Source organism: Rouxiella sp. WC2420 (assembly GCF_041200025.1).
GTDB lineage: Bacteria > Pseudomonadota > Gammaproteobacteria > Enterobacterales > Enterobacteriaceae > Rouxiella.
This window is the reverse complement of record NZ_CP165628.1, coordinates 4,156,337-4,176,578: the sequence shown is the minus strand read 5'-3', so window position 1 is coordinate 4,176,578 and position 20,242 is coordinate 4,156,337. Positions and strand designations below refer to the sequence as shown.

At 46.9% G+C, this 20,242-nt stretch carries 16 protein-coding genes and 1 pseudogene; 8 read left to right on the top strand and 9 right to left on the bottom strand.

Going from position 1 to position 20,242, the window contains the following annotated elements; translation table 11 throughout:
• The first annotated feature begins 138 nt into the window (after positions 1-138).
• The 7 genes from AB3G37_RS19355 (at position 139) to AB3G37_RS19325 (ending at position 6,388) form a co-directional block, all read left to right on the top strand.
• Positions 139-849: a hypothetical protein gene (locus AB3G37_RS19355; RefSeq protein ID WP_009638438.1), complete on the top strand. Its 711-nt coding sequence runs from the start codon at positions 139-141 to the stop codon at positions 847-849.
• A gap of 12 nt (positions 850-861) precedes the next feature.
• Entirely contained in the window at positions 862-1,260 is a 399-nt protein-coding gene (locus AB3G37_RS19350; RefSeq protein WP_009638439.1) for an NUDIX domain-containing protein, read from the top strand.
• Positions 1,260-2,138, top strand: coding sequence for a DUF6024 family protein (locus AB3G37_RS19345; RefSeq protein WP_009638440.1), 879 nt, complete (start codon positions 1,260-1,262; stop codon positions 2,136-2,138). Before AB3G37_RS19350 ends, AB3G37_RS19345 begins: the two co-directional genes overlap by 1 nt.
• Positions 2,135-3,022: a DMT family transporter gene (locus AB3G37_RS19340; RefSeq protein ID WP_009638441.1), complete on the top strand. Its 888-nt coding sequence runs from the start codon at positions 2,135-2,137 to the stop codon at positions 3,020-3,022. Before AB3G37_RS19345 ends, AB3G37_RS19340 begins: the two co-directional genes overlap by 4 nt.
• 113 nt (positions 3,023-3,135) lie before the next feature.
• Positions 3,136-3,780, top strand: a complete 645-nt coding sequence (gene adk, locus AB3G37_RS19335) for an adenylate kinase (protein WP_009638442.1) — start codon at positions 3,136-3,138, stop codon at positions 3,778-3,780.
• A gap of 214 nt (positions 3,781-3,994) precedes the next feature.
• Positions 3,995-4,957: a ferrochelatase gene (gene hemH / locus AB3G37_RS19330; protein WP_009638443.1), complete on the top strand. Its 963-nt coding sequence runs from the start codon at positions 3,995-3,997 to the stop codon at positions 4,955-4,957.
• A gap of 117 nt (positions 4,958-5,074) precedes the next feature.
• Positions 5,075-6,388 carry an inosine/guanosine kinase gene (locus tag AB3G37_RS19325; protein ID WP_369788824.1) on the top strand — a complete coding sequence of 438 codons (1,314 nt, stop codon included), beginning with the start codon at positions 5,075-5,077 and terminating at the stop codon, positions 6,386-6,388.
• A gap of 1,071 nt (positions 6,389-7,459) precedes the next feature.
• Here AB3G37_RS19325 and ybaL read toward each other — a convergent pair.
• The 6 genes and pseudogenes from ybaL to copA all read right to left on the bottom strand — a co-directional run bounded on the left by ybaL (position 7,460) and on the right by copA (position 16,568).
• Entirely contained in the window at positions 7,460-9,142 is a 1,683-nt protein-coding gene (ybaL, locus tag AB3G37_RS19320; protein WP_369788823.1) for a YbaL family putative K(+) efflux transporter, read from the bottom strand.
• A gap of 152 nt (positions 9,143-9,294) precedes the next feature.
• Positions 9,295-10,860 (bottom strand): hypothetical protein, encoded by a 1,566-nt coding sequence (locus tag AB3G37_RS19315; protein ID WP_369788822.1) that lies wholly within the window; start codon positions 10,858-10,860, stop codon positions 9,295-9,297.
• A 215-nt stretch (positions 10,861-11,075) separates the two neighbouring features.
• Positions 11,076-12,293 carry an MFS transporter gene (locus tag AB3G37_RS19310; protein WP_369788821.1) on the bottom strand — a complete coding sequence of 406 codons (1,218 nt, stop codon included), beginning with the start codon at positions 12,291-12,293 and terminating at the stop codon, positions 11,076-11,078.
• A gap of 38 nt (positions 12,294-12,331) precedes the next feature.
• Positions 12,332-12,811, bottom strand: coding sequence for a Cys-tRNA(Pro)/Cys-tRNA(Cys) deacylase YbaK (gene ybaK, locus AB3G37_RS19305; RefSeq protein ID WP_009638449.1), 480 nt, complete (start codon positions 12,809-12,811; stop codon positions 12,332-12,334).
• A gap of 299 nt (positions 12,812-13,110) precedes the next feature.
• The gene (locus AB3G37_RS19300; RefSeq protein ID WP_009638450.1) at positions 13,111-13,920 is read right to left on the bottom strand and encodes a TraB/GumN family protein; all 810 of its coding nucleotides are present in this window, start codon (positions 13,918-13,920) and stop codon (positions 13,111-13,113) included.
• A 96-nt stretch (positions 13,921-14,016) separates the two neighbouring features.
• Positions 14,017-16,568: pseudogene (copA, locus tag AB3G37_RS19295) on the bottom strand (copper-exporting P-type ATPase CopA).
• Between the two features lie 107 nt (positions 16,569-16,675).
• Between copA and cueR the strand changes: the two are divergent.
• Positions 16,676-17,074, top strand: coding sequence for a Cu(I)-responsive transcriptional regulator (gene cueR / locus AB3G37_RS19290; RefSeq protein ID WP_369788820.1), 399 nt, complete (start codon positions 16,676-16,678; stop codon positions 17,072-17,074).
• A gap of 180 nt (positions 17,075-17,254) precedes the next feature.
• Here cueR and AB3G37_RS19285 read toward each other — a convergent pair whose 3' ends face one another.
• From AB3G37_RS19285 to AB3G37_RS19275, 3 genes are all read right to left on the bottom strand, one after another.
• Entirely contained in the window at positions 17,255-17,671 is a 417-nt protein-coding gene (locus AB3G37_RS19285) for a hypothetical protein (protein WP_369788819.1), read from the bottom strand.
• A gap of 605 nt (positions 17,672-18,276) precedes the next feature.
• Complete coding sequence (locus tag AB3G37_RS19280) at positions 18,277-19,290, bottom strand: hypothetical protein (RefSeq protein ID WP_369788818.1); 1,014 nt, start codon at positions 19,288-19,290, stop codon at positions 18,277-18,279.
• A 38-nt stretch (positions 19,291-19,328) separates the two neighbouring features.
• Positions 19,329-20,234, bottom strand: a complete 906-nt coding sequence (locus tag AB3G37_RS19275; RefSeq protein WP_369788817.1) for a hypothetical protein — start codon at positions 20,232-20,234, stop codon at positions 19,329-19,331.
• Positions 20,235-20,242: the final 8 nt, after the last annotated feature.

Here is a 20,242-nt window from a genome sequence, read left to right as displayed (position 1 = left end):
CCCTTTAGTCTCGACCTTGTCCCGACACGAAGCGCCAGGATGGCGAAGTTAATCTCCAGGTTGGCGTGGCGGGACAACCTTACACAGCAGCCATGAGTGCCTTGCACCCGAGTATCCCAGTAAATATTAAGGATCAATATGAAAAATACTTACGTAAAAACTCAACTTGTGATGTTTACCGGTGGTCGTGACAGTACCTTAGCAGCCTGTTATCTGATGTTACAGGGTATACCGGTTCACCTGTATTCAGCGAACAGCGGATGTTCCCTACATCGTGGCATTCTTTCTCATCGTGTTGATGAACTTAAAACCCGTTTTGGGGATTTGGTAGTAGAACACACAGTCGAAGATATTAGTGGAACCTTCCGTAGCATCGCTATCGAAAATATCGAAGGCGATATTTTAAAGTATAGAAAGAATTTAGTACTGCTTGGCGAAAAATTAGCAATTCACGCACATCTAATTGATTTCTGTCGCCGTCATGACATTGACGTCATCAATGACGGGATCACCCATTATCAGCAAGAGTTCCCTGAGCAACGTCAGGTTGCCAAAGATTATCTCGTCGATTTAATGAAAGAGTTTGGTATTCAATATCACTCACCAATATATGAATTTGCCCAGTCATCCGATGATGTGAAATATCGCCTGCTACAACTGGGTATTTCTACCAAGTCACTGGAAGGCGTGAGTATTTTTGGCGACAGTTTCTCTACTCCGAGTGACGATACCATTATGGCCTACCTGCGTGAAAAAACGCCGTTGGCTCTGAACATCGTCAAATTCCTGTCTGGTGAATCCCTGAGCCTGGCGAAAAAAGTTGCCACCTCTCCTGCTGAAGCTGCCTGAGTGGAGCCTGTGATGAAAACCATCATCAAGTGTTCGGCCATTATTATCCGTAACCGTTCGCTGCTGTTGACGCGCAAAGAAGGCACGGACGTGTTCATCTCCCCGGGCGGTAAGCCGTTGCAGGGGGAGGATCATCTGTCCTGCCTGCGTCGCGAGCTCAAGGAGGAGCTCAACGTTGAAGCGGCGGAGATTAAACCTTTTGGCCTGTTTCACGGCATCGCCGAGTTTGAATCCGTGGCGATAGAAAATCACGTGTATCAGGTTGAGGTCGTGGGCCAACCGGTAGCCAGCTCTGAAATCGCCGAGATTGCCTGGGTTAACTACCGCAAGCCTCCTTGCGAAGTCGGTGTCGGTTCTGTGTTTCGCGACAACGTCTTGCCACTGCTTTATCAGAAGGAGTTAATCGACTAATGGACCCTTCAGCATTGTCACCCCAACTCCAGATGCAGCACGGTGGCGGACACTTTTACAAGAAAGTGAACCAGTTACGTGAAGCAGTCAGGGAGAGGCTTACCGAGGTTTACCGTCTCGAGCAGTATGATGTGTTTATGGTCCAGTCGGTCAGCGTCGGGTTGGCGATGCTGTCCCACTTGCTACATAAGCAGAATATTTCTTTGAGCCTGGCAAACCATCAGCATTATGAGCCGATCGATATGCTATTTCGGCCTTTTGTTGCCGAAGGTACGGAAAACAGCGGTGTACAGATTGTCACTCACGTCAATCCCTACACCGGTCAATTGAACAGTCTGCCAAGGTCGCAAAACCGTTTTGTTGTCGATGCGTCGCACAGTTTTGCTACCAATATGCACGATGACTTGATCGAACACGGCTCGCTGTTTTTGGCTCCGCTGCACAAGCACGCCTCGGTGGCAGTTGGACTGACGCTTATTGCTGTGCGCCCGGAAGACTACAGCATGCTGCTGCGAAGCGAGCTGCGTTTGTTCGAGCACTCTACGGTCTCGGAAGCGCCATTGGAAAGGGCGCTGGAAACGATTAATGCGCCAGGATGGCAGCCGTTTAACGTTGCCAGTGTCGATCCCATCGATATCTGGTTGCCTGACGGCCAGCATTTGCAGTCTTTGGGTGAACCAGGATTGCCTTTCAGCTGCTTCCACGTGCCGTCATTTACCGAGCAGCAGCGTCAGACCACCAAAGAGCTTAACGGCAGTTATTTTGAACACAGTAATACCCTTCGCCTGTCCCGCTGGACGCGCGGACAGAATGGACGTCCGGTCAACTGTACCGGTAGCGTTTTTGAAGATATTTCAAAACTATGGAATATAAGATGAGTAAATCAAGCGCAGTTAACGGCAACCTGATCGGCATTCTAGGTGGCGTCATTCTCAGTTCAGATTCGGTGTTTATCCGTTTGATGGCGGTGGAAGACTCCTGGCTTATTGTGGTTTTACGTGGATTATTGATGTGGGCGGTAGTCTTTGCCATCTGGCTATTGGTGCCGAAAAGCCGTTCGGTGCTGGGTGTACCGTGGATTACTCGCCAAAATCTGCTGTCGGTGCTGTTTTTTTGCGCTTCATCGGCCTGCTTTGTGAATGCGCTTAACCGCGGCAATATTGCGACGGTATTAGTGATTATTTCTTCGACGCCGTTTGTTTCCGCCATCATCTCACGGCTGTTTTTCAGTACTAAAATCGATCGTTCTTTAATGGTTGCGGCAGTGATTGGCATGCTCGGCGTGGTGATTGTCATGTCAGGGCGACAGGCGGGCGTTGATGGAACAGCGAACTACTTCGCATTGGCAACCGCGGTATTCATGGCATTGGCCTTTATCTTCGCCTCACGGGTCGAAAACGGAACTCTGGCTTTGCCATCGTTGGGCGGCGTGCTGGCGTCAGTGATTGTGCCGATGTTCGCTGGGGCGGGGATGGTTTCAACGCTTAGCGAGCTGCACGCGCAGCAGTGGTTGTGGCTGGTTATTGAAGGGGCGATGATTATGCCGTTGGCAATGGGACTGATTTCCTTGTCAACTCGCTACGTTGCACCGGCCAACGCAGGCCTGTTTTTATTGCTGGAAACGGCGCTGGCCCCGCTGTGGATCTATCTGTTCTTGCATGAAGCTCCCACTGCAAATGCAGTGATTGGCGGCTGTATCATCATTGTTGCTGTTGTCTCACAAACCTTGCAGGCGAAAAAACAGGCAGCCATCGCTTTGTAGTTATTCTTAAATAGCTAACTAGCCGTCCCCCTTTCTTGAGGAAGGGGGCGCAGAATGGTATGGTTGACCGTTTTCGACTTTTAATAAAATTACAATGCAAGGGGATTTACGCAATGCGTATCATTCTGCTGGGCGCTCCGGGCGCAGGTAAGGGTACTCAGGCTCAATTCATCATGGAGAATTACGGTATTCCGCAAATCTCTACTGGTGATATGTTGCGCGCAGCTGTTAAGGCCGGAAGTGATCTTGGCAAGAAAGCTAAAGAGATTATGGACGCCGGTAAACTGGTTACCGACGAACTGGTTATTGCCCTGGTTAAAGAACGTATTACTCAGGAAGATTGCCGTAACGGTTTCCTGCTGGATGGTTTCCCACGCACCATTCCACAGGCAGACGCCATGAAAGAAGCTGGCATCAGCGTTGATTTCGTTTTGGAATTTGACGTTCCTGATGAACTGATCGTTGACCGTATCGTTGGCCGTCGCGTTCACGCACCATCGGGTCGCGTTTACCACATTAAATTTAACCCACCTAAGGTTGAAGGCAAAGACGACGCCACTGGCGAAGAGTTGACTACCCGTAAAGACGATCAGGAAGAAACTGTTCGTAAACGTCTGGTGGAATACCACGAGCTGACCGAGCCGCTGGTTTCTTACTACGGTAAAGAAGCCGAAGCCGGTAACACCAAATATGTTAAAATTGACGGCACCAAGAAAGTGAGCGAAGTTCGCGAAGAACTGGCTGCTATTCTGGGATAACTGCCGTGAAGTGAATTAACGTTATCAGGGCGGCTTCGGTCGCCTTGGTTTTACCTGCAATTCCCCCGTTTCCCCCTCATAAATCGCATTGATTGTTAATCCCATTTGCTGTTATCGGTTCCGATTTGCCTGAGTTTGGTTACAATAAGGGCGCATTCAGACAGGTCATTTGCCCTGTGTTAAAAAATTAGTAATATTATTTAGGGAATTCAGCATGATGCAGACGAAATTCGGTGTGTTACTGGTTAACCTGGGAACACCGGAGGCTCCAACCACGGCGGCGGTAAAACGTTTTCTGGCTGAGTTTTTAAGTGATATTCGCGTGGTTGATACCAATCGGCTGATCTGGTGGCCTATTTTGCAAGGCGTGATCCTGCCTTTCCGCTCCCCTCGCGTGGCCAAGCTTTATAAATCCGTGTGGATGGATGAAGGCTCACCTTTGATGGTTTACAGCCTGCGTCAGCAAAAAGCACTCGCCGCGCGTTTCCCTGACACACCGGTCGAACTGGCGATGAGTTACGGTAAACCCAGCCTGGAAGACGGCATTGGTCGCCTGTTGGAACAGGGTGTGACCAAAATGGTCGTTCTGCCGATGTATCCACAGTATTCCTGCTCGACCAGCGCTTCAGTGTTTGACGGCGTCGCGCGCGTATTGAAAGAACAGCGCCGTTTGCCATCGGTAAGCTTTATCCGCGATTACGCCGAACATCCGGCCTATATTTCGGCACTTAAGGCCAGCATTCTGGAATCTTTCGCCAAACACGGCGAGCCGGATAGACTGGTCCTGTCTTTCCACGGCATTCCAAAACGTTTCGTCGCACTGGGTGATGACTATCAGCAGCGTTGCCAGGCTACCACTCAGGCCCTGACTACCGCGCTGCAACTGGCTCCCGGTAAAATCATGTTGACCTTCCAGTCGCGTTTTGGTCGTGAGCCTTGGCTGACGCCATACACCGATGCCACCATGGAGAGCCTGCCGGGCCAGGGCGTGAAACATATTCAGATTGTGTGCCCGGGCTTCTCTGCCGATTGCCTGGAAACCATCGAGGAAATAAACGGAGAAAACCGTGAACTATTCCTTCACGCAGGTGGTGAGAAGTTTGAATACATCGAAGCATTAAACGATCGCGACGATCACATCGATATGCTGCAACAGCTGGTGTCGCAACACTTCTAATACCGCAAGACCCCTGTATTGGCTGGTGCCGGTCGCCAGCCAAAATAATAACTGCCCTATATCAATTGTTCTCCTGTGATAACATCCCCGCATGTTTCACTGCCTAAACCAAATCCCATGAAATTTCCCGGTAAACGTAAGTCAAAACACTATTTTCCCGTAAGCGCGCGCGATCCATTGCTGCGTGATTCAATGCTGCTTAACGCACAGCCTGATGCGAGCGCCTCTTATATTGTCGGGATTGATCAGACTTTGGTGGATATCGAGGCCAAGGTAGATGACGAGGTTATCGCTCGTTATGGACTGGTCGCCGGGCAGTCGAGCCTGATTGACGACGAGCGGGCCGAGCTGCTTTATCAAGAATTAACCAGTCAGACGTTGATTACTCACGAGTTTGCCGGAGGCACTATCGGCAATACTCTGCACAACTATTCAGTGTTGGCCGATGACCGTTCGGTGCTGCTCGGCGTAATGTGTAGCAACATTAAAATTGGCAGCTATGCCTATCGCTATCTGTGTAATACCTCCAGCCGCACCGATCTGGATTATCTACAGGGTGTAGATGGCGCGATTGGCCGCTGTTTTACGCTAATTAACGAAAGCGGCGAGCGCACTTTTGCCATCAGCCCCGGACAGATGAACCAGCTGCGGGCAGAAAGTATTCCCGAAGAGGTGATAGCCGGAGCTTCGGCGCTGGTACTGACTTCTTACCTGCTGCGTGGGGAAGCCGAAGATCCGATGCCCGATGCAACCCGTCAGGCGATCGCTTATGCCAAAAAATATAACGTGCCAGTGGTATTAACCCTCGGTACACAGTACGTGATCGCCGAAGATCCGCAGGCATGGCGCGATTTTATCCGTGAAAACGTGACTATTCTGGCAATGAATGAGGACGAGGCCTTTGCCCTTACCGGCCTCAGCGATCCTTTGATGGCGACTAATCAGGCGCTGGAATGGGCCGATCTGGTGTTATGTACTGCGGGACCGAGTGGCCTCTACATGGGCAGCTATACCGAGGAAGCCAACAAACGAGCCACCAACCATCCGTTGCTGCCCGGCGCGATTGCCGAGTTCAATCAATATGAATTCAGCCGCGCGATGCGCCGTGAGAACTGCACCCAACCTCTGCGCATTTTCTCTCACATCGCTCCTTATATGGGCGGTCCCGAGAAAATAATGAATACCAACGGGGCGGGGGACGGCGCGCTTTCCGCACTGCTACACGATATTGCAGCCAATGGTTTTCACCGTTCCTCAGTGCCAAACTCCAGCAAGCATGCCCTTGAATATCTTACTTATTCTTCGCTGGCGCAGGTCTGCAAATATGCTAATCGAGTCAGTTATCAAGTATTGAACCAGCATTCCCCGCGACTAATGCGAGGCCTGCCGGAGCGAGAGGACAGTCTCGAAGAATCCTACTGGGAATACTAAAAATCCTCGTCGCCCTGTGCACCTTAGCTGCGTTGGCTTCTTTCGCTCACCCGAATCACTGACTTATGTCAGCTCATCGGGATTTGCTCGATTGCCGCCTTGCCAAGATACACATGGCTTAGAGGATTAGGTTTGCGTGTCGCCCTGTGCACCTTAGCTGCGCTAGTTTCTATCGCTCACCCGAATCACTGACTTATGTCAGCTCATCGGTATTTGCTCAATTGCCGCCTTGCTAAGATACACATGGCTTAGAGGATTAGGTTTGCGTGTCGCCCTGTGCACCTTAGCTGCGTTGGCTTCTTTCGCTCACCCGAATCACTGACTTATGTCAGCTCATCGGGATTTGCTCAATTGCCGCCTTGCCAAGATACACATGGCTTAGAGGATTAGGTTTGCGTGTCGCCCTGTGCACCTTAGCTGCGTTGGCTTCTTTCGCTCACCCGAATCACTGACTTATGTCAGCTCATCGGGATTTGCTCAATTGCCGCCTTGCCAAGATACACATGGCTTAGAGGATTAGGTTTGCGTGTCGCCCTGTGCACCTTAGCTGCGCTAGTTTCTATCGCTCACCCGAATCACTGACTTATGTCAGCTCATCGGGATTTGCTCAATTGCCGCCTTGCCAAGATACACATGGCTTAGAGGATTAGGTTTGCGTGTCGCCCTGTGCACCTTAGCTGCGTTGGCTTCTTTCGCTCACCCGAATCACTGACTTATGTCAGCTCATCGGGATTTGCTCAATTGCCGCCTTGCCAAGATACACATGGCTTAGAGGATTAGGTTTGCGTGTCGCCCTGTGCACCTTAGCTGCGCTAGTTTCTATCGCTCACCCGAATCACTGACTTATGTCAGCTCATCGGGATTTGCTCAATTGCCGCCTTGCCAAGATACACATGGCTTAGAGGATTAGGTTTGCGTGTCGCCCTGTGCACCTTAGCTGCGCTAGTTTCTATCGCTCACCCGAATCACTGACTGGTGTCAGCTCATCGGCATTTGCTCGATTGCCGCCTTGCTACGATGCGCATGGTTTAGAGGATTACGTTTAATTTGCCCCTGCACACCGTAACGGCGTTATTCGGCCCAAGGATTAGTGGAAATATCTCTCCCTAAGTTAATTGAGTTGAGCATATTGTTGGCGATTTCGCGCTCGCCCATCACGACTTTATCTGCGCCGCGAGCCATGATGTAGGAAACTTCATCATCATAGTGGGCGCGGGCAATAATCTCGATGGTGGGGCGCTTGGCACGAGCGGAGGCGATGATTTCACCAGATTCGTAGCCGTTTGGAATGGTCAGCAGCAGCCAGCGCGCGCAGTCGAGGCCTGCCAGTTCCATGATTTCTTGATTCGCCGCGTTGCCCAATACCGCACTGATGCCTTGCTCACGCAGGGCTTCAACCCTTGGCCGAGAGTTTTCAATCACCACTAGCGGAACACCTTGCTCAATAAGCTTGGCGCCGAGCAGGCTTCCCACTCGTCCATAGCCAACAATTAAAACGTGATCGCAAAACGTAACCTGTGTCTGGGCCTCGTCTTCAATTACCTCCTCCAGGCTCTGATCTTCAATAATCTCGGTCTTGATTAGGTAACTTTCCAGCAGAGAAAAAAGCAGTGGATTCAGCATGATCGACAAGATAGACCCTGCGAGTACCAAATTACGCGCGTGTTCGGAGAGCATGCCGAGAGAAATCCCGAGTCCTGCCAGAATAAACGCGAACTCGCCGATTTGTGCCAGACTGACGGAGATTGTTAACGCAGTGCGCTGCGAGTGGCCAAACATTCTGACCAGTGCGAAGGCGGCGGCAGATTTTCCAAACAGAATAATCGCCAGAGTTGCCAGGACGGCAAGCGGCTCATGAATCAGAATCATTGGGTCAAACAACATGCCGACCGACACAAAAAACAGTACGGCAAATGCATCGCGCAACGGCAGAGTATCGTGCGCCGCACGCTGGCTAAGCTCCGAGCCGTTAAGCACCATTCCTGCAAAGAAAGCCCCCAGTGCAAATGAGGCATCGAAAAACTCTACCGCTCCAAAAGCTATGCCAAGAGCCAGAGCCAGCACCGCCAAAGTGAATAACTCGCGTGAACCTGTGGCGGCTGACTTTGCCAGAATCCACGGGACTAAACGGCGACCGACCACAATCATCAATATAATGAAGGCGATAACTTTACCCAGGGTGATAGCTAACTCAGTGAGCAAATTTCCTGCGCTAACTTCCTGACTACCCATCATATTGCTGATAGCAGGCAGCAGAACCAGCGTTAACACCATTGCCAGGTCTTCGACAATCAGCCAGCCGATGGCGATTTGCCCTCGTTGACTATCAATTAACTGCCGTTCTTCTAGCGCGCGTAGCAAGACCACGGTGCTGGCGGTCGAAAGACTTAACCCGAACACCAGCCCGCTGGTCAGGTTCCAGCCCATTAAATGCGAAAGCCCCATACCGAGTATGGTAGCCACGGTAATCTGTAAAATGGCTCCCGGAATGGCAATCGATTTAACCGCCAATAAATCTTTCAGAGAAAAATGCAGCCCCACACCGAACATCAGCAAAATGATACCAATCTCTGCCAGCTCGGGAGCCAGTGAGGTATCGGCAACGAATCCGGGGGTGAAAGGGCCAGCCAACACGCCAGCGGCAAGATAACCGACCAGCGGCGAAATACGCAAACGATTCGCCAGCATGCCCAGCAAAAAGGCGAGAACGAGTCCGCCTACGATGGTGGTAATCAGGGGGGTAGAATTATGCATCAAGATTCCCTCTCGTTATGCACGCAACAGCGTAAACCTGGTAGAACTGAGTTTAAGTTATTAACTAGCCAATGTGTAAGAAAATGTTTATTTTATTGGCATAAATGCGACAAAAGAGAGGGTTAACCGATGAAGCGTTCATTAATGTTGCATTAGCTTTTAAATGGCTTATAAAACACGGTATTCCGTTTAATTATGAAAATTTTATACATAATGAAAACGAAAGATATAAAACTCAGAAATGCTCCCAGACCATACAATAATTCGAATGCGGCTGTTCTTTTAACTTCAACCCGATTGTCGCCTTTTAACGCATTATAATAAAGATAACCATCAATGATATTTCTCTTACCATCAAGGGTCACGGAGTTGTAGGCCATAACCGGGATAATGCATTTTCCATCAATTTTACTGTTAAATTCAAACACGGGCATGCCGTGGGTGTTTCTTTTTTCTGTGAAATCGATCTGTGTTTCACTGTTTTGGCTATCTAGGCAAATTATTTTACCTTCCGGTAAAACAATTTTTTTGGCGCTAGTTAAAGCGTAATCACTAAAAATAGTCGAGCCATAATTGTCTTTAGTTATGTTATACGAGCTGGTTTTTTCGACTGACATCCAGGTAGTCATTAGGCTGGTCAAAAACAGGCATGCTAAAAGATGTTTATTGGTTACTTTACTGCTTTCGGCTATCTGAACCAAAACAAGTAACAGCAAATAAGGCACGAGTCTCCAGGCAAACTGTAGCAGACTTAATTCTTGCAGAAATTTTGGCAAAAATGAATAGTTAGCTCCGCTAACGACTATAAATGTTAAAACCAATAGGATAAGAAAATTTAATTTTTTAAAGTTATTGTATAGCGCCAGTAATAGCAGCAAGAAAATAGGCCAGCCAACACCTAAAGACATGTCCCTTAAACTGCCTGTTTTTATTTTTTCACCCGAGACGAGATCGTAAAGACTTAAGCTTTTTTCGCTCATTTTTGGAAAAAAATTAAAGCTAATCAAGTTAAAGCTCTGCCCATGCAAAGAATAAAATAGTGGCAGAATGTAGAATGCGCTTAGTAAAAAACAGACAGTAAAACCTTTAATAAAGAATGGGATGGACTCTTTTCTAAAAGCTGCGAAGACCAGCGCTACTATAGCGCAAGCTATGAATGATGGTATGTTTGACAAGAGAATGCCGGCACTGGCTACCCCCATTACGAGGAAAGACTTGGGTTCTGTTCTTTTGAGTAAACTGCTGATGAATAGTGGTGCGAAACAAATAGCTAAAGATTCAGGTATCGCTCCTCGGATAAAAATATTATCAACCATGTATATTGAGCATGAGAACATCAATGACAAGGAGAGTGATTTATCTCGGGTAATGCCTAAACTATTAAAGGAAAAAAATGAAATTAGAGTTGAAAACATTAAAATTACTAATGATGTAAGTTTGAGTGTATTGTTTAAGTTGTCTTGAATATATTGAAAGAATGACATGATAAAGTTAGCAAGTGGCGGATAAAATATATTCCATGAATAGCCAGGGTAGTGATGATAATTGAAATCAAAATAAGGTGGGAACTGCCCCTGCCTGAGTTCTCCAACGGTAGATAATGTTCTTGGTATATGAGCGCCTAAATCCCATGATATCCAGGAAATTGAGTGAAACAATGGCATCCATGACATGTATATACAAAGAAAATATAAAGCAATGACGGGTAATAATCTCAAGTGATCTTCTCCTAACTAAAAAAATCAATCTATTAAAACTAATTTATATTTTTAAATAGATGTCGTATGGAAAAGTATCTAAACTTTGGACTGATAATTTAGCGTAATTTCTTTTTTACGCTGAGTCCAGATAGGAAATAGCCCTCATATTTAAGAGGGCTACCCGTCAGTCAGTATATGCACTAGTAATTTTACTATAGCACTTAATTTGGTAATTAATTTGCTTTATGTTCGATATTTGGGAGGAAGGCCGTGAATATTCCCAGCAGTGGCAGGAAAGCACAAATTTGGTAAACCAACTCGATGCTGGTTTTGTCGGCAACATAGCCCAAAATGGCTGCGCCTAATCCACCCATGCCAAAGGCAAGTCCAAAGAACAAACCAGAAACCATGCCGACTTTTCCCGGGATCAGTTCCTGCGCATAAACCAGAATTGCGGAAAATGCCGAGGCCAGAATTAAGCCGATGACGATGCTTAGCGTACTGGTCCAAAACAGATTGGCATGTGGCAGTAATAGGGTAAAAGGCGCGACGCCGAGGATTGATACCCAGATAACATATTTACGCCCAATCTTGTCGCCAATCGGCCCGCCAAGAATTGTGCCTGCCGCTACAGCCAGCAGGAAGGCAAACAGATGGAACTGTGCGTTCTGAATCGACACGCCAAATTTGTGGATCAGGTAGAAAGTGTAATAGCTGCTCAGGCTGGTCAGATAAAAATATTTAGAGAATACCAGCATCAACAAAATACCTAACGAAAGCATGACGGTGCGTTTCGGCAGTTGACTCACTGCTATTGTGGCCGGGCCGCGTTTTTTTGCCAACTGCTGCTGATGGCTATACCAGCGGCTGACTTGCAATAGCACAACCATACCCAGCAGTGCAGCCAGAGCAAACCAGGCGACATTGCCTTTGCCATAAGGAGCAATAATAATCGCGGCAAGCAGTGGGCCCAGCGCGCTACCAAAGTTGCCGCCAACCTGGAACAGGGATTGGGCTAATCCATGACGACCACCGGAGGCCATTCGTGCAACGCGTGAGGACTCAGGGTGGAACACTGAGGATCCGGTTCCGACCAGCGCGGCCGCAATCAAGATTACGCCATAGGTTTGTGCGATAGCCAGCAACAATAGACCGGCCAGAGTAAAGCCCATGCCCACGGGGAGCGAGTAAGGTTTAGGATGCTTGTCGGTATAATGGCCAATCAGTGGCTGTAATAGTGAAGCCGTAATTTGATAGGTCAGGGTAATAATGCCGATCTGCGTAAAGCTGAGGGTAAACTCTTTTTGCAGCAGCGGGTAGATCGCCAAAATCAGGGACTGCAGCATGTCGTTAATAAGGTGAGAAGCGCTAATAGCCGTCAGCACCTTATAAGCGGTGCCCTTCAATGCGCTCTCCTTGCTCTGAGTTTGAGGCTCTGTTCTATCGGTCATAATTTTTATTTTCGTTTAGGTAAGAGGAGAGGGCAGATTTAATCGCGTTTTGCTATATCCGCAAAGCGACCATTGAGTAAGCGGCTGAGATCGCCGGCCTCCAGCTCGAGATCGAGCCCACGTTTGCCACCCGAGACAAAAATAGTCGCAAATTGCTCGGCTGAACTATCGATAACTGTCGGCAGCAGTTTCTTCTGGCCTAACGGACTGATACCACCAACCAGATAACCCGTCACGCGCTGCGCCAGCTGAGGATCGGCCATATCAGCTTTCTTGGCTCCCAGCGCTTTGGCTACTTTTTTAAGATCGAGTTGAGTTGCAACCGGTGTCACGGCAACGGCAAGATTTTTGGCTTCGCCATTAAGGGCAACCAGGAGTGTTTTATAGACTTGCGCAGCATCCAGCCCCAGTTTTTTTACCGCTTCATCACCGAAATTTGTTTCATCGCTGCTGTGTTCATAGGGGTGAAGGGTAAACTTGATCTTATTTTTTTCTAAAAGCTTAACGGCAGGCGTCATTTTCATTTCCATTTAATGAAGTCGGCTCTATAGGCGAACTATCCTGAGAAGCCAAAAAATAATCACGTGGCACAATGTTTTGAAACATAAGAACAAAGTATGAAACTTGCTCGTGTAGTGCGAAATTTAATCAGATTGAGAGTTGCCAGACGCCACACTCGTTGCTAACCTACGCGCGCCGGCATGGATTCCTCAAGAACTCCATGCTGCCGCGATAATTAATAAAAATGAAATTCCTCTTTGACTGGCCAATAGAAATATTGGCCATTTTTTTTACTAAATTAAAGAGGGGGGATGGTTTAATTTTTATTATTTAATAGGTTAGGGAGGTTCCCTTCACCATAAAGATGTAAAGCGCCTACGGCTACAACATAATTCCCAGCAGGCATGTTCTCTAGCTGCTGCTTCCAGCGTTGATTACGCTGATGCATCAGCACATCATACAGCGCGTTGCCAAAAGTTGAGGGCAACTGGTCAATTCCAACCGATGGGCGACTGTCGAGCCACCAGCTGATCATGGTTTGTAATAATCTTGCATTAGTGTGCCAGTGGGTCAGGGTGTCATCAAGCAGGCTGCGCCCATCTTCAGGCAATTGTTTTAGCAATTCGAGCTGTTGATCTGCCCCTTCTAACTCAATGACTTTCTTATCCTGCGCTTTGGCCCAATTCAGCAGTTGAAAATCAATGCCATATTCCCCACGCAGCCCCAGGCGTTGAGCCTGCGTGGCCTGTAGCATCAGGGCAATCTGCCAGCAGGGTAAACGGCTTAACGACCAAAGAGGGGTGCCGAGTTCTTCGCATAATTGCTCGATTTCCCGATACTGCTGTTCATCGATACGCTCACTTAACGGCGCTAAATCCTCAGGTTCTCCAAAAGGAGATTCACTGCTGCTGATATCTGCCTCAACAATCAGCGCATCCGCTTGAGTAACTTTACGGGTCAATTGACGAGGTAGGGGGGCCATATTTTGCGTGCCCATATGGATACTGCCTACCAGATGGAAATTGCGTCCACCGGAAAGCGCGATATCAATCGCCGGATAAGAATATTGCGTGGGGGATAGCAGGCCGGTCCAGCGAGCTACTTGAATTAATAGATCCCGTATCATGTGTGGTCTCCCTGTTCCAATTGCTTTTCATGCTAGCGCCAACCAGCAATTGGTAACAGGGGTAAAACTCTTGAAGGGCTATTTATTTGTTATCAATTACTTTTTAACTGCCGAGACATTTCCTGGTTTGAAATGCAGCAGGCGGTTAGCGTTAGCGACAACGGTAATTGAAGACAGCGCCATAGCTGCTCCGGCGACAATAGGGCTCAGTAATGTTCCTGTCAGCGGGAACAGTACTCCGGCAGCAATGGGAATGCCGATGATGTTATAGATAAATGCGCCGAGCAGGTTCTGTTTCATATTACGCAGTGTGCCTTTTGACAAAGCCAGCGCGTCGGCAACGCCGTGCAGGCTAGGGCGCATCAGGGTAATCGCAGCGGTTTCAATCGCTACATCGCTGCCGCCGCCCATGGCAATCCCCACGTCGGACTGAGCTAGCGCAGGGGCATCGTTGATACCATCTCCAATCATTGCCACCTTCTCGCCCCGTGCCTGCAAGGCTTTAATCGCTTCGGCTTTTCCATCAGGTCGCACACCGGCTATTACGTCACCAATACCCGCCAGTTTCGCTATCGCATTCGCCGTGACCGGATTATCACCCGTTAACATAACCAGCTTGAAACCTTGCTGATGCAGCCTCTGTAGTGCCTCGATACTGTCTTCGCGCAGCGAATCGCGGATTGAAAAAAGCGCGACTATTTTGCCATTAGCCGCCAATAACACGGGAGTGAAGCCTTCCGCTGATTGCCTGGCGAGCAGCGTATCGACCTCAGTACAGTCCACCTGCTGTTGCTCAAGCAAATCGCGATTACCCAACAATAGCGTGGTTGTATCAGTATTTCCGCTGACGCCAAGACCGCCAAGCGTGCGGAAGTTTTCAACATTGACTGTTGGCAGCCCGGCAGCTTTCTCGGATATTGCCTGTGCCAGCGGATGATGAGAACCTTGTTCCAGTGAAGCAGCCCAGCTTAAGGCCTGATTTACATCGGTTTGATTAAACAGTTTAATGTCAACGACCTGCGGTTTACCCTCAGTCAATGTTCCAGTTTTATCAAACACCAGAGTGGTCAGCGTGCTGGCCCTTTGCAGTGCATCGGCATCTTTAACCAAAACGCCAAATTCTGCGGCTCTACCGACACCTGCGGTTATAGACATCGGCGTGGCTAGCCCCAGCGCACAAGGGCAGGCGATAATTAATACCGTAGTCACGATGACCAGCGTGTACATAAGCTGAGGTTGTGGCCCAAAAAAATACCAGATAGCGCCACTAAATAGGGCAATCAGCACGACTGCCGGGACGAACACTGCCGAGATTCTGTCTGCCAATTTACCTATTTCGGGTTTACTGCTTTGTGCTTCGCGCACCAGCTTGATAATGCGCGACAGTTGAGTCTGACCGCCAATTGCCATCGCAGTAAACTGCACGCTGCCGTCTTTGACTTGTGTACCGGCGCTAATTTTTTCGCCTCGAGTACGGTATTGTGCAATGGGCTCACCCGTCAGCATCGCCTCATCCATCCAGGCTTCACCCTGATGAATTTCACCATCGACCGGCACCCGATCTCCAGTTGTGAGGCGCAGAAGCATGCCCTGTTTTACCTCGGCCAGAGACACAGTCTGCTCTCCCTGCTCAGTGATAATGCGCGCCGTGGGCGGGGTTAGGTCCAGTAAACGCTCAAGCGCCCTGGAAGATCGCTGACGTCCGCGTTGCTCAAGTGCGTGACCAAGGTTGATGAGGCCAATAATCATTACACTAGCTTCAAAATATAAGTGCCGCGCCTGCATCGGGAACGCGTCTGGCCATAACGAGACAAGAAATGAAAAGATCCATGCCGCGCCAGTGCCCAGAGAAACCAGCGTGTCCATGTTGGCGCTGCCGTGCTTCAGGCTTTTCCAGGCGCTGCGATAAAAATGACCGCCAGCGACGATCATAATCACCAGTGTCAAAATGCCAACGATAAGCCAGCCTGTTTGGTTACCGGCGTTCACCATCATGTTGCCGCCAAATAACCCCCATGCCATCAGCGGGATGCCTGCCGCCAGACCCAATGCCGCCTGCCAGCTAAAACGGATCATGCTGCTGCGAGCAGTTTGCTGCTGACGTTCTCGGCGTAGGGTTTCATCAATGATGATTTCTGCGCCGTAACCTGCTTTTTCAACAGCGGCTATCAATGCCTGGGCGTCGTCGGCGCCCTGAACCAGTGCGCTGCGTTCAGCCAAATTAACCCTGGCTCGTTTAACGCCGCTTACGCCTTCTAAAGCACGCTGTACCTTGTTGACACAGCTGGCGCAGCTCATACCGCTAAGCAGGAGTTGCACGCTATCTTCTTCCATTGAAGGAGGTCTAGCTGCTTCCGATGCCGGAAAATTAGGGATTGCCGCTGACTGAGGTTCCGGCAAGGAAATTTCAGATGGAGTCAGCGGCTCAATTTTGGGGATGATTCATCCGCCAGCAACTCGGCGTGATATCCCGCGTTTTCGACCGCATCAAGTAAACTCTGGTTACTGACATTACCGGTCACGATCGCTTTATCAATTGTCACTTCAACAACTTGTGCTCCACTTACCGCCTCCAGCGCTTTACGTGTTGAAGCCACGCAGTGTCCGCAAGACAACCCTTCCAGGGTCAATACAGTCGTGTTTGTCATAATGGATCCTCTGGGCAATTTGTGCCCTTTTAAACATCAAAAGATGGTCAATTTCTACTCGTGATATAGAATAAACCTTCCAGCAAGGGGAAGGTCAAGGAGCGAAAATGAACATTAGCGATGCGGCAAAAAAAACCGGTTTAACCAGTAAAGCGATTCGTTTTTATGAGGAAAAAGGCTTGGTGACAGCCCCCATTCGCAGTGAAAATGGCTACCGCAGCTATGCACCTAAGCAAATTGAAGAACTTACTTTATTGCGTCAGGCTCGCCAGGTCGGCTTCAACCTTGAGGAGTGCCAGGAATTGGTCGCGCTATTCAATAATCCGCAGCGACACAGTGCCGATGTAAAAGCGCGAACGCTAGAAAAAGCGGCTGAAATTGGAAGACACATCGAAGAACTAACAGATATGCGCCAGAGATTACTGGCGCTGGCAGACTCTTGCCCTGGTGATGAGGGAGCCTTTTGCCCAATCATTGATAATTTGAGTGGATGCTGCAAAAAGTAATGCTAATTTCGCTGCTTAAGATCTATTTAATGAAAATTTCACATGTTTTTTTATCCAAATTGTTGGATTTATGGGGGTGTAGCATTCTTGCAGTTGTTAATCCATGATTTTTAAAGATGCCAAAGATCTTGAAGACATGAATTTTATTTAGGTGCAATTCGATTGCTAGATTTGTAAAATCTATAATTCTGTTTCTGGAGATTCTTGCTCACCACTAAATTCCTGCTCCACCTGTCGTAAGGTGAGTGTGTCGCTATTTTCGGGTAACTGGAAATAGCTGAAGGGAATAGGGTAGTGAGTGTTTTTTTGGATAAGGGAAACAACGTCAGGTAGAACATCTTTAGGAGCAATTATGCTTTTTATCTCTTCGGGTGAAATTATATTTGATCGTGCGTTTGGAAGCTTTTGGTGAGATCTATCCATAATGATTATCAATGGGATATGGATTTCGTCTTTATTTAGTCTTTCAGAGCCTACTATTCCTTGGTTAAATCGGCTAATTAATCCATTTGACTCGCTAATAAGGGACGTTAATTCAATATTAGGTGCTAAATCGTTTTTCTTAATTAAAGGATGATGACCATCACTGATGGACACAAGTTCTTGATTGCGGGCAGTCTCTAATCCAGGGCTCCATAAAGCATCATTTTCGGCTTGAATGAATGCTTGATAAATATAGCTAATATTTGAGCTGGTTAATATTGCTTGAGAATGATTGACTTCCGGAGCACTAAACTGAGTTATTGTGATTGAACTGCCATTGATAATCAGCCCGCGAAGGTCAGTGCCTAAAACTCTAAATTGCTATCTATCAGCAAGTTGCCGTCGGTTTCTAATTTGGATAAAAGAGTTTGGGAAGAGTTGTCATCATTCATTGAACAATTGATTATCCATTGACTTAAAGCTGTCTTTCCCCATAGATTACTGCCGATATTATAAAATGAATTGGGAAACCATTGGTTAGTTATTTCTGAATTGCTAATTAATGCGAACTTTTGATCTTTGGCTTTTTTAAGCTTGCTAGTCCGTTTTACTAGTAACCTTTCGGATATTCTCCTTTTGGCTGCGATTCTCTCAAAGAGTAGAGTAGTATCATGAGGCAATAGTTTAGAAGCATAATTTTCGATAAAGGGCAGGTCTATATCTACACCTATATCTAGTTTATTAACTGTTGGTTTCTTCTTCCCTAAAATTTCATTGATTTATCTGCTGATTCTTTTTTTAACCTCAGGGGGGATCATATCATCCGATATTTTTATCTGAGGTAATGACTTTAGTACTTTGCTTAACGCCCAACCAATTCCTTCACTGCTTAAGGCAAGAAGAGCATCAACTAGAAATTCTTGTGCTTTTTGTGGACGATCGGCTGTAGCAGACTGAATTAATTTAGGAATGATTGTACTGACAGAGGTAATAGCCAAACTGGTTATCACATGACTAAGTTTAGCGACGGCAAAATGAGATGAGCCACCTAACGATAATGGAATTGAGGCGATAGCAATTGAGGTGCCAATCGAGTCCATGGTTTCAAATATTGAGTTCCAATAAATTTCCGAGTCAGATAAGGCCAAATAATCCATGTCGGACTGAAGGTTTTCAATAAATTTATTATAATGTAATTCACTGAGTCTTTCAGAAGCACCAAACGTTAGTCTCGGAGTATTTCTGACTGTGTCACCTGCTTCAACCACTAACTTTCTATTTACTTTAACCTTTTCTAATAATGAGCCCATTGCTTGATGATTTTCTTGATCTTCTAAAGATAAATGACTGGCTAAAAATGAGTCAAAGTCTTTTCTAATTAGAAAAGAAACAGTATTTCCATTAGCTACAATATTATAAACACGCTGGTCAGTCGTAGAAAAGAGTAATCCCGTTGTTTCTATCTGTTGATCGTAAGAGGTAGTGATTATTTTTTCCGATGTTGGGATTAAAAATAAATTTCCAACGACTTTGTTTTGCCAATAAACAGCACGAGGTTTTATTTTATTTTCTAAATAATTCTCAAGATAAGAAATTTCTTTTGAGTAAAATATCGGCTTATTTGTTCTAATATGATTATAAACTCTGGCCTTCCACGCGATATCGAAATATTTTGTCAGATATTCTTTTATTTCTGGTTGCTTTAGGTGATTATTAAGTTCCTCAAAATATTCTTTTGTATATCCGTGTTTTTGAATTTCTCTGCCATTGCTGGGGGGGTATTTTCTGGCCACTCAAACTCTAAGTTAATACCCTCATAAGTCCCACGCCGCTACTCTTTAGTTAATATTTCAATTAGTGTATGGCTTTTAACTTTTTTTGATATATTCATCGAGGTATCAATTCTCCTCGCAGGCAGTCGAGTTTTTATTGCCAAATTGCCGTTAATAGAATTGTGGTCTCCACCCTCTTCTATAACGATTCTATTAATTCTTTCATTTATCCATGTTCCAAGATGAAGCACAGGGTGGTCCATGGCAGATAAAGACTTAGAAAATTTACTTACGGCCATGTTGATGGCCTTATTAGCTACCAGGTCAATGTTGGTTTTATTATTTCCTGAATTAAAAAAACCATTAATGATGGAGGTTGTATTTTGAGTAGGAAGGGGAGTGGCAATAGAGGGTCTCGTAACTTCTGAAGATGGTAAGGCTGTAGTTATTCTACTTTTACCCTTTTTAGATTTTCTGGCTGGAAGTAGGTGATGTGGTAACTCAAAAAAATTCATCGACATTACGGGCTTTGCCTCGGATCCGTTAAATAAAGCAGCCGGTCCCGTACTATGTGCTACAACACTTCTCACTGACTTTCCGAAGGACGCGATGGTACTATCAACATGCTGCAGTAAACCTTCGTGTGTTTCCTGAATAATGCCTGCTAAATTATGCGTTGCTCCAACTATTTCATTAGTTTTATTTTCCGTTAGAAGTGTCAGGGTGTTATGTAAATTAAACGTATTTGAAGACGGAGGTTTAATGTCATTTCTTATTGCTCTATGATTGCTTGTGAAATCTAAACACATTGCACCTTGAGTATAAAGTAATAGCATTGCCTGTGCCCAGGGATCTGTTCTGAATTTTAAAGCAGGATATTCAATTTTTGCAGGATTGTATTTTTGTTCTTTTTTGGCGTTAAATATTTCAGAGGACATGTTTTTATTAATATACGAGGCAGGCATGACTTTTT

Excerpts from the sequence above, each read along its gene's own strand:
- adk (WP_009638442.1), top strand. The coding sequence starts at position 3,136 with ATGCGTATCATTCTGCTGGGCGCTCCGGGCGCAGGTAAGGGTACTCAG.
- cueR (WP_369788820.1), top strand. The coding sequence starts at position 16,676 with ATGAACATTAGCGATGCGGCAAAAAAAACCGGTTTAACCAGTAAAGCG.
- AB3G37_RS19355 (WP_009638438.1), top strand. The coding sequence starts at position 139 with ATGAAAAATACTTACGTAAAAACTCAACTTGTGATGTTTACCGGTGGT.
- AB3G37_RS19275 (WP_369788817.1), bottom strand. The coding sequence starts at position 20,234 with ATGCCTGCCTCGTATATTAATAAAAACATGTCCTCTGAAATATTTAAC.
- AB3G37_RS19340 (WP_009638441.1), top strand. The coding sequence starts at position 2,135 with ATGAGTAAATCAAGCGCAGTTAACGGCAACCTGATCGGCATTCTAGGT.
- AB3G37_RS19325 (WP_369788824.1), top strand. The coding sequence starts at position 5,075 with ATGAAATTTCCCGGTAAACGTAAGTCAAAACACTATTTTCCCGTAAGC.
- hemH (WP_009638443.1), top strand. The coding sequence starts at position 3,995 with ATGATGCAGACGAAATTCGGTGTGTTACTGGTTAACCTGGGAACACCG.
- AB3G37_RS19300 (WP_009638450.1), bottom strand. The coding sequence starts at position 13,920 with ATGATACGGGATCTATTAATTCAAGTAGCTCGCTGGACCGGCCTGCTA.
- AB3G37_RS19345 (WP_009638440.1), top strand. The coding sequence starts at position 1,260 with ATGGACCCTTCAGCATTGTCACCCCAACTCCAGATGCAGCACGGTGGC.
- ybaL (WP_369788823.1), bottom strand. The coding sequence starts at position 9,142 with ATGCATAATTCTACCCCCCTGATTACCACCATCGTAGGCGGACTCGTT.
- AB3G37_RS19350 (WP_009638439.1), top strand. The coding sequence starts at position 862 with ATGAAAACCATCATCAAGTGTTCGGCCATTATTATCCGTAACCGTTCG.
- ybaK (WP_009638449.1), bottom strand. The coding sequence starts at position 12,811 with ATGACGCCTGCCGTTAAGCTTTTAGAAAAAAATAAGATCAAGTTTACC.
- AB3G37_RS19310 (WP_369788821.1), bottom strand. The coding sequence starts at position 12,293 with ATGACCGATAGAACAGAGCCTCAAACTCAGAGCAAGGAGAGCGCATTG.